Source organism: Rhodococcus sp. BS-15, from assembly GCF_000813105.1.
Taxonomy (GTDB): domain Bacteria; phylum Actinomycetota; class Actinomycetes; order Mycobacteriales; family Mycobacteriaceae; genus Rhodococcoides.
This window is the reverse complement of the sequence record NZ_BAOX01000592.1, coordinates 1-826: the sequence shown is the minus strand read 5'-3', so window position 1 is coordinate 826 and position 826 is coordinate 1. Positions and strand designations below refer to the sequence as shown.

At 65.6% G+C, this 826-nt stretch carries 1 protein-coding gene and 1 pseudogene; one reads left to right on the top strand and one right to left on the bottom strand.

The genetic code is table 11. The features are described 5' to 3' along the window. On the bottom strand, positions 1-288 hold a 288-nt coding region (locus RHBS_RS28145; protein ID WP_145977669.1), incomplete at its 3' end, for a hypothetical protein. 240 nt (positions 289-528) lie between these two features. Here RHBS_RS28145 and RHBS_RS28140 point away from each other — a divergent pair. Next, positions 529-826, top strand: a pseudogene (locus RHBS_RS28140) (M23 family peptidase); the annotation flags it as partial.

The window sequence follows — 826 nt, the reverse complement described above, 5'->3', positions numbered from 1 at the left end:
CACCGCGGCTGCGGTCACAACGACGACGGGGACGGCACCGGCCAGGATCGCGGCCACTACTGCCCCGTCACCCACCGGCGAACCGTCGACACTGCGGACGACGCCGACCAGCTGGGCCACCACCGCGGCAACCGCAGCGATCAGAGCGAGTACTACGGCAAGCGCGATGCGCGGGGTGGGCGACGGATCGTCCGCTCGGCCGAACTCTCCGTCCTGAGGTCGGATCCGTTGGGGTTCCGCTCGCTCGGAGCCGCGGGCGGACGAGTCGTCGAAGGTGGGAGTCGGCACTCGGATCACGGTATCGGCTCGATCGGTGCGAGAACCGTTACTGTCGCCGTGTGCCGTCCACGGGTTCTCGTGTCCGATTACGAATGTGGCTCGTCACGACATAACCGCTGGTCGAATTGTGAGCCATCTCACATATAACGCCGGTTTGGGCTGTTAACTTGCGCGCCCCGCAATCATTTCGTTACCGTCTGCCGAGTCTTTCAGTAACGGCCAGGTCACGGATAACGGAGGTTGTAGGTCTTGCAGCAACACCGTGCGTCCTTCACTTCAAGCCGGTTCTCTCGACCAACGGCCGAAGACGCGACCACGGTCTACAGCTACGAGCCCATCTCCGAGCCTGCCGACGACAACAGCGCGTACGACGCGTACTCCTACCCCACGCACCAATATGCCGAGGCCCAGTACGCCGAGGCCGAGTTCGCCCGGACCCCGCACTTCGCAGCCGACGAGTCGCCGACCGTCGCCACCTCGTTCGCCACCACCGCAGACGCCACCCCCGTGGCCCGTCGCGGCGGCGCACACCGCATTCCCCTTCCCA